The following is a 7,124-nucleotide window of genomic DNA, read 5'->3' as shown; positions in this document are numbered from 1 at the left end:
GGCACCCACCGTCACAGCTGCAGCCCGACCAGGTCGTCGCCGAGATCGTCGTCGCCCAGCGGCGTTTCGATCTGCGCGCGATGTGCCTGCTCGCTCCAGAGTTCGAACCTGTCGCCCATGCCCAGCAGCACGGCCTTCTTCTCGATGCCGAGTGCGTTGCGCATGCTGGCCGGGATCGGAATGCGGCCATTGCCGTCGGGCTCGACCACCGATGCCGCGCCCACCAGCTTCAGCTGCATGGCGCGGTTGCTGGCCTTCAGGCGGGACAGCTTGTTGACGCTGTCGCGCACGCCTTCCCAGGTGGCATGCGGATAGATCCAGAGTGCGCCGCGCTCGAACGGGTTGTAGGTGATGACCAGGCGGTTGCCGAAATCGGACGCGACGATGTCCCGGTAGCCGGTCGGAATCGCCAGCCGTCCCTTGTCGTCGATCGTGATGGCGGTCTCGCCCTGCAACACGTTTGCCTGCCCACTCCATGCCCGTCTGCGGCGGGCTTCATGCGCTGGAAAACCACGATATTCCCGGTCTTCCCACACGGCACCACCTTAGGAGTGCCCCTCAGCCTTGTCAACAGGTCCTGTGGGGAATTTTCGCCAGTCCGGTCAATGACTTGCGGCGAACTTGAGAGACTTGTTCAAGCTTTATCCACAAGCTTATGATTCGTCTCAGATTGTGAGAATCGTGACTTTCTTCACATGGTTTTCATGTGGGGGCTCACGGCACGGCGGGGCGTGGTTGCCCTCGGGTGCGAATGTCCCCCGGCGGCCGGTTTCCGCAGCCCTTCCCCACTCCTCGGCCGCCTCCTCCTTGATTTCGCACCCCAGGGCAACCACGCCCCGCCCCAACCGCCGCCGCAGGCTGGAGGGGAACGCAGGGGCCGAGGCGAACCGTTGCTGAGCGGCGGTTGCGGACTGGCCATCAGCGCGCCGGGTTGGGGCACTTGGAATCACGGGAAAGCAGCCCCGGCATGGGCGGTAGGCCCGCCAAGATCGGAATGGCGACGGCACCCGTGCCGCCGGGGGACATTCGCCACAAGGGCCTCCCGCCCACGCCGGGGCGGTCGGAGAAAGAAAGAGGTGGCGGAGCCGGCCGATAAGCCGGGTTCTGTCGTGGACAGTCATTCCTCTAGGCGCATCGTCACCGATACGCTCAAGCAACCTACCCGGACCCGACGCGGGCCGCGTCATGAGGTCCCTATTTGGCCTTGCTCCCGGTGGGGTTTGCCGTGCCGGTCCGTTGCCGGACTCGCGGTGCGCTCTTACCGCACCGTTTCACCCTTGCCACGCGCTCCCGGAGGAGCCGTTCGGCGGTCTGCTCTCTGTTGCACTTTCCGTCGGCTCGCGCCGCCCAGGCGTTACCTGGCACCGTGCCCTGTGGAGCCCGGACTTTCCTCGGCACTCCGAAGAGTGACGCGACTGTCTGGCCGGCTCCGCCGCGCGCATTGTCGCACGCAACGCATCCTTCTCCCGCAACGCCGGCGAAGCCGCCCCGAAACGACTGAACCAGGTGCCGCCCTACGACTAGCCGCCGTACAGCGCCTTGCGCGGCGCCCCGGTGATCTCCGCGGCCAGCTTCGCCGCCAGTGACGGCTTCAACTCGGCGGCCAGCAGCGCGTAGACGCGGCGGCCTTCGGCAATGCGCGCATCGGCATCCTCGCTTGCGCCCTGCACCAGCAGCACGAACTCGCCCTTGCGCTGGTTGGCATCGGCCTCGACCCGCGCCTGCAGCGTCGACAGGTCGCCGTCGAGCACGGTCTCGAACAGCTTGGTCAGCTCGCGCGCCAGCACCGCGGGACGCTCGCCGCCGAAGGCCGCCACGCAGTCGGCCAGGGTGTCGGCGATGCGGTGCGATGACTCGTAGAACACCAGCGTGCGCGGCTCGCCGGCGAGCGCGGCGAGGCGATCGCGGCGCGCGCCGGCCTTCGCCGGCAGGAAGCCCTCGAAGGCGAAGCGGTCGCTGGGCAGGCCGGCCACGCTGAGCGCGGCGATGAGCGCGCTCGGCCCCGGCACCGGGCTCACCCGGATGCCGGCCTCGCGCGCGGCGCGCACCAGGCGGAACCCGGGATCGCTCACCAGCGGCGTGCCGGCGTCGGAGACCAGGGCCAGGGACTCGCCGGCGGCGAGGCGCGCGACCAGCGTCTGCGCAAGCTCGGCCTCGTTGTGTTCGTGCAGCGCCAGCAGCGGCCGCTCGACGCCGAAGTGCGCCAGCAGTTGCCGCGTGTGGCGGGTGTCCTCGGCGCAGACCGCGGCCACGCTGCGCAGCGTCTCCAGCGCCCGCGGCGACAGGTCGGCGAGGTTGCCGATCGGCGTGGCGACGACGTGGAGGGTTCCGGCGGAAGGCTGCATCGTGTCCTTGCGGGGCTGGCGGTAGAATCCGGGGCATTCTCGCAGCCGGAACGCACAGAATGCGCCATCCCTGGAAGCAGGCCTTCGCCGCCACCCTCCTTGCCTTGGCGATTGCCGGGTGCTCGACCGTGCAGGTGACGCGGCCGACGGAGGTGCCCGACAGCGCGCCGGAGCCCGTGGCGACCGGCCACTGGCAGTTCGATGCCGGCGACCGCCCGCCCGCCGAGCGCGACGGCTACCGCCCCCCGCGCAAGCTCGCGGTGCTGCTGCCGCTGACCGGCAGCCTGGCCACGGCCGCCGGCCCGGTTCGCGACGGCCTGCTGGCGGGGTATTACGGCGAGCAGCGCCGCCGCCCCGACCTCGAGTTCTACGACACCCAGGGCACGGGCTACGGCGCCGTGGCCGCCTACCAGCGCGCGGTGGCCGAAGGCGCGGACCAGGTGCTGGGCCCGCTCGGCCGCGACGAGGTCGATGCGGTGTTCCAGCAGGCCACGGTCACGGTGCCGGTGCTGGCGCTCAACCGCGCCGGTGCCCCGCCGGTGAACAGCGCCAGCTATGCGCTGGCACCGGAGGACGAAGGCCGCGCGGCTGCCGACTTCCTGGCGTCGCGCGGCGCGAAGCGGGTGCTGGTGCTGAGTTCGGGCGACGACAACGCGCGCCGCAGCATCGACGCGCTGTCGGCGCGCCTGCAGGAGCTCGGCGGCGGCGTGGCGCAGCTGCTGGCGGTGGTCGGCGACACGCCGCCGGACCTCATCGGTCCGATGCAGGCGGCGGTGCAGGCCGAAGGCGGCGTGGACGCGGTGTTCATCGCGCTGCGCGGGCCGCAGGCGCGGCTGGCCGCGGCGCAGATCTCTGCGGCCGGGCTGGCGGGCCGCCCGCGCGTGGCGACCTCGCAGCTGCTGTCGGGCACCGGCAAGCCGGAGGAGGACGCGGCCCTGGACGGCATCGCCTTCCCTTCCGACGCGTGGACGGTGTCCCGTGTCCCGGGGCTGCCGGCGGCGCGCGGCGTCGCCGATGCGCTGCCCACGGCGCGCGGCCCCGCGGCGCGCCTGTTCGCCTTCGGCTACGACAGCTGGCTGCTGTCGGCCTACCTGGGCCACCTGGCGACCGGCGCCGACGCCTCGGTGTCGAGCGCCAGCGGCGTGCTGCGCATGAGCCCCGACGGCCACGTGCTGCGCACGCCCGCCTGGTCGACCTTCAGCGGCGGCCACGTGGTGCCGCTGGCCGGCGCCGGCCGTTGAACGACGCGCGCCGGCGCGGTGCCGGCGTGGAAGCCGCGGCGCGCACGCACCTGCTGCGCGCGGGGCTGTCCGACGTCGCTGCCAACGCCGGCTACCGGCTGGGCGAACTCGACCTGGTGATGCGCGACGGCGACACCCTGGTGTTCGTCGAGGTGCGCTACCGCGCCAGCGACGGCTACGGCGGCGGCGCGGAATCGGTCGACCGCGGCAAGCGCCGGAAGATCGTGCGCGCGGCGCAGCTGTTCCTGCTGCAGCATCCCGCGCTGGCGGAGGACATCTGCCGCTTCGACGTGGTGGACGCGACCGGTGACCCCGAGGCCCCGGATTTCACCTGGTACCGGGATGCGTTCCGCCTCGACGAGGCCTGAGCCGCGCCGGGTCAGGCGAAGTGGTCGTGCCCCGCGCTGGCCGGTCGCCATGGCCGGCCGTCGCGATCCAGCGCCTGCACGCCCTGCCCCGCGACCACGGTGCCAATGCGCGTGACCTCGATGCCGGTGGCCGCTGCGCCCGCGGCGGCCAGGGCCACCGCGTCGGCGCCCGCCGGCAGCGTGAAGCACAGTTCGTAATCATCGCCGCCGGTGGCCTGCAGCCTGCGCACGGCATCGGCGTCGAAGTGCGCCCGCAGCCGCCCGGCGCCCGGCAGCGCGTCGAGGTCGAGCACGGCGCCGACCCCGCTCGCGGCGCAGACGTGGCCGAGGTCGGCGAGGAGGCCGTCCGAGACGTCGATGCAGGCCGTGGCCACGCCCGCGAGCGCACGCCCCAGGCGCACGCGCGGACATGGCCGGTCGAGGCGTTCGCGCAGGTCCTGATCGACCGCACCGCCCCCGCGCCACTGGGCGAGCGCGGCGGCCGCGGCGCCCAGGCCGCCGCTCACCCACACCGCGTCGCCGACGCGCGCGCCGTCGCGGCGCAGCGCGCGCCCCGGATCGACCAGCCCGTGCACGGCGATGGAAACCGACAGCGGGCCGCGGGTGGTGTCGCCGCCGACGAGCGCGACGCGATGCTCCGCGGCCAGGGCCAGGAAGCCGTCGAGGAAGCCGTCGACCCAGGCCGGGTCGCCGTCGGGCAGCGACAGCGACAGCGTGCACCACGCCGGCTCCGCGCCCATCGCCGCGAGGTCGGACAGGTTCACCGCCAGCGCCTTCCAGCCGACCAGCGCCGCGCCGGTACCGGCCGGGAAGTGCACCCCGTCGTTGAGGGTGTCCATCGACACCACCAGCTGCATGCCCGGAGGCGGCTGCAGCAGGGCGGCATCGTCGCCGATGCCGAGGACGACGTCGTCGCGCACCTGCGCGGCGCGGGCGCGGATGCGATCGATCAGCCCGAACTCGGCCATGCCGGCGGGCGCGGGCTCAGCCGCGCGCGGACTGCACTTCGGCCGCGCGCCACTCGACGGCCGCGTGGTCGAGCACGCCGTTGACGTAGGTGTGGCCGTGCTCGGAGCCGAAGCGCTTGACCGTCTTCAGCGCCTCGTCGATCACCACCCGGTAGGGCACGTCGATGCGGTGGCGCAGCTCGTAGGCGGCGATGCGCAGCATCGCGCGCTCGATCGGGTCGACCTCGGCGATCGGGCGGTCGAGGAACGGCTGCAGGGCGGCGTCGAGGTCGCGGCGGTGGGTCTCCACGCCGCGCACCAGGTCCTCGAAGTACTCGAGGTCGGCGACTTCGTGCGCCTGTTCGTGCGCGAACTGGGCGATCGCGTTGCGCGCATCCACGCCCGAGAGCTGCATCGCATACACCGCCTGCAGCGCGCGCCGCCGCGAGCGCGAGCGCCCGACGGTGTCGATGCCGCCGCTGCGGCCGCCGCCCTTCTGCGGCCTCATGGCAGCTGCGCCAGCAGGTTGGCCATCTCGATCGCGACCAGGGCGCATTCTTCGCCCTTGTTGCCGTGGCTGCCACCGGCGCGGTTCTCGGCGTCGGCCATGTCGTCGACCGCGAGCACGCCGTTGGCCACCGGGATGCCACGCTCGAGCTGGACCCGGGCCAGGCCCTCGGCGCAGCTGTCGGCGACGTGCTCGAAGTGGCGGGTGTCGCCGCGCACCACGCAGCCCAGGGCCACGATCGCGGCATGCGCGCCGCCACCGGCCAGGCGCGCGGCGACCATCGGGATCTCCCAGGCGCCGGGCACGCGGATGACGTCGACGGCGTCGGCGGGAACGCCGTTGCGCTCGAAGGTGGCGCGTGCGGCGGCCACCAGCGCGTCGACGATGCGCGGATTCCAGCGGCTGGCGATGATCGCGAAGCGCGCGCCTCCGGGCGCGTGCAGGTCGCCTTCGTGATGGGTCATGGCGTGTTCCTTGGGGAGGAGCGCATTCTAGCCGGTCAGCCCGCGCGGGTCCCCCGCCGCAGCCAGCGATTCGGCCGGTTCAGGCTGCGCCCGGCTCGAGGTATTCGACGACTTCGAGGCCGAAGCCGGCCAGGCCCACCTGCTTGCGCGCGGTGCCCATCACCCGCAGCTTACCCAGGCCGAGGTCGGCGAGGATCTGGCTGCCGGCGCCGTTGCGCCGCCATTCCGCCAGCGCGCCGTCACGCGCGGGGGCGGACGTTGCGCCGCTTCCGCCGCGGCCGTCCCCGGTGGTCGCGCCAGCTGCGGGCGCTTCGTCCGCGGCGCGCAGGCGCGCCAGCAGCGCGTCGGGCGTCTGCCCGCCGTCGAGCAGCACCAGCGCGCCGCGACCTTCGGCGGCGATCCGCTGCAGCACCTCGCCCACCGCCGGGCCGAAGTCCGGGCGGCACCAGCGCAGCACGTCGGCCAGCGCGTTGCGCACCTGCACGCGCACCAGCGTCGGCGTGTCCGCGTCCGGTTCGCCGCGGACCAGCGCGAAGTGCAGCGCATGGCCAAGACGGTCTTGGTAGGTGTGCAGGCGGAACGGCCCGTGCTCGGTCTCGATGTCGCGGCTGTCCACGCGCTCCACCGTGTGCTCGGTCTCCAGCCGGTGGCGGATCAGGGCCTCGATCGAGCCCATCTTCAGCCCGTGCTCGCGCGCGAACACCTCCAGTTCCGGGCGTCGCGCCATGGTGCCGTCGGGGTTGAGGATCTCGACCAGCACGCCGGCCGGCTCCAGCCCGGCCATCATCGCCAGGTCGGCCGCGGCCTCGGTGTGGCCGGCGCGCGCCAGCACGCCGCCGGGCTGCGCGGTGAGCGGGAAGATGTGGCCCGGCTGCGCGAGGTCGGACGGCACCGCGTTCGGCCGCACCGCGGTGCGGATGGTGTGCGCGCGGTCGTAGGCCGAGATGCCGGTGGTGACGCCCTCGGCGGCCTCGATCGAGACGGTGAAGTTGGTGTGGTGCGAGGACGTGTTCGACTGCACCATCGGCGGCAGCCCGAGCTGCGCGCAGCGCTCGCGCGTCAGCGACAGGCAGACCAGGCCGCGGGCGTGGGTGACCATGAAGTTGATGTCGGCCGGGCGCACGAGCTCGGCGGCCATGATCAGGTCGCCTTCGTTCTCGCGGTCCTCGTCGTCGACGATGACGACCATGCGGCCGGCGCGGAGCTCTTCGAGCAGTTCGGGGATGGGGGCAAAGGGCATGGCGGGCTGCA

At 73.0% G+C, this 7,124-nt stretch carries 8 protein-coding genes and 1 other RNA gene; 2 read left to right on the top strand and 7 right to left on the bottom strand.

What is annotated here, in order from left to right:
- Positions 1–11 precede the first annotated feature (11 nt).
- The 3 genes from IE168_RS12260 to rsmI all read right to left on the bottom strand — a co-directional run bounded on the left by IE168_RS12260 (position 12) and on the right by rsmI (position 2,345).
- Complete coding sequence (locus IE168_RS12260; RefSeq protein WP_189498639.1) at positions 12–458, bottom strand: division/cell wall cluster transcriptional repressor MraZ; 447 nt, start codon at positions 456–458, stop codon at positions 12–14.
- Between the two features lie 619 nt (positions 459–1,077).
- Positions 1,078–1,431: RNase P RNA component class A (gene rnpB / locus IE168_RS12255), an RNA gene on the bottom strand.
- 89 nt (positions 1,432–1,520) lie between these two features.
- Positions 1,521–2,345, bottom strand: coding sequence for a 16S rRNA (cytidine(1402)-2'-O)-methyltransferase (rsmI, locus tag IE168_RS12250; protein WP_189498637.1), 825 nt, complete (start codon positions 2,343–2,345; stop codon positions 1,521–1,523).
- A gap of 59 nt (positions 2,346–2,404) precedes the next feature.
- Between rsmI and IE168_RS12245 the strand changes: the two genes are divergently transcribed.
- Both IE168_RS12245 and IE168_RS12240 read left to right on the top strand, forming a co-directional pair.
- Positions 2,405–3,586 (top strand): penicillin-binding protein activator, encoded by a 1,182-nt coding sequence (locus tag IE168_RS12245; RefSeq protein WP_189498635.1) that lies wholly within the window; start codon positions 2,405–2,407, stop codon positions 3,584–3,586.
- Positions 3,583–3,954, top strand: a complete 372-nt coding sequence (locus IE168_RS12240; RefSeq protein WP_189498632.1) for a YraN family protein — start codon at positions 3,583–3,585, stop codon at positions 3,952–3,954. Before IE168_RS12245 ends, IE168_RS12240 begins: the two co-directional genes overlap by 4 nt.
- Before the next feature lie 11 nt (positions 3,955–3,965).
- On the opposite strand, the gene thiL is transcribed toward IE168_RS12240, so the two are convergent.
- The 4 genes from thiL to ribB form a co-directional block, all read right to left on the bottom strand.
- Entirely contained in the window at positions 3,966–4,922 is a 957-nt protein-coding gene (thiL, locus tag IE168_RS12235; RefSeq protein ID WP_189498630.1) for a thiamine-phosphate kinase, read from the bottom strand.
- 16 nt (positions 4,923–4,938) lie between these two features.
- Positions 4,939–5,409, bottom strand: coding sequence for a transcription antitermination factor NusB (nusB, locus tag IE168_RS12230; RefSeq protein WP_189498628.1), 471 nt, complete (start codon positions 5,407–5,409; stop codon positions 4,939–4,941).
- Positions 5,406–5,873, bottom strand: coding sequence for a 6,7-dimethyl-8-ribityllumazine synthase (gene ribH / locus IE168_RS12225; protein ID WP_189498626.1), 468 nt, complete (start codon positions 5,871–5,873; stop codon positions 5,406–5,408). The genes nusB and ribH overlap by 4 nt, the downstream gene beginning before the upstream one ends.
- Before the next feature lie 79 nt (positions 5,874–5,952).
- Complete coding sequence (gene ribB / locus IE168_RS12220) at positions 5,953–7,113, bottom strand: 3,4-dihydroxy-2-butanone-4-phosphate synthase (protein WP_189498624.1); 1,161 nt, start codon at positions 7,111–7,113, stop codon at positions 5,953–5,955.
- Positions 7,114–7,124 lie beyond the last annotated feature (11 nt).

The sequence above is a fragment of the Luteimonas padinae genome (assembly GCF_014652935.1).
Classification (GTDB): Bacteria; Pseudomonadota; Gammaproteobacteria; order Xanthomonadales; family Xanthomonadaceae; genus Luteimonas; species Luteimonas padinae.
This window is presented reverse-complemented; position numbering and strand designations above follow the sequence as displayed.

Excerpts from the sequence above, each read along its gene's own strand:
- rsmI (WP_189498637.1), bottom strand. The coding sequence starts at position 2,345 with ATGCAGCCTTCCGCCGGAACCCTCCACGTCGTCGCCACGCCGATCGGC.
- IE168_RS12245 (WP_189498635.1), top strand. The coding sequence starts at position 2,405 with ATGCGCCATCCCTGGAAGCAGGCCTTCGCCGCCACCCTCCTTGCCTTG.
- thiL (WP_189498630.1), bottom strand. The coding sequence starts at position 4,922 with ATGGCCGAGTTCGGGCTGATCGATCGCATCCGCGCCCGCGCCGCGCAG.
- nusB (WP_189498628.1), bottom strand. The coding sequence starts at position 5,409 with ATGAGGCCGCAGAAGGGCGGCGGCCGCAGCGGCGGCATCGACACCGTC.
- ribH (WP_189498626.1), bottom strand. The coding sequence starts at position 5,873 with ATGACCCATCACGAAGGCGACCTGCACGCGCCCGGAGGCGCGCGCTTC.
- ribB (WP_189498624.1), bottom strand. The coding sequence starts at position 7,113 with ATGCCCTTTGCCCCCATCCCCGAACTGCTCGAAGAGCTCCGCGCCGGC.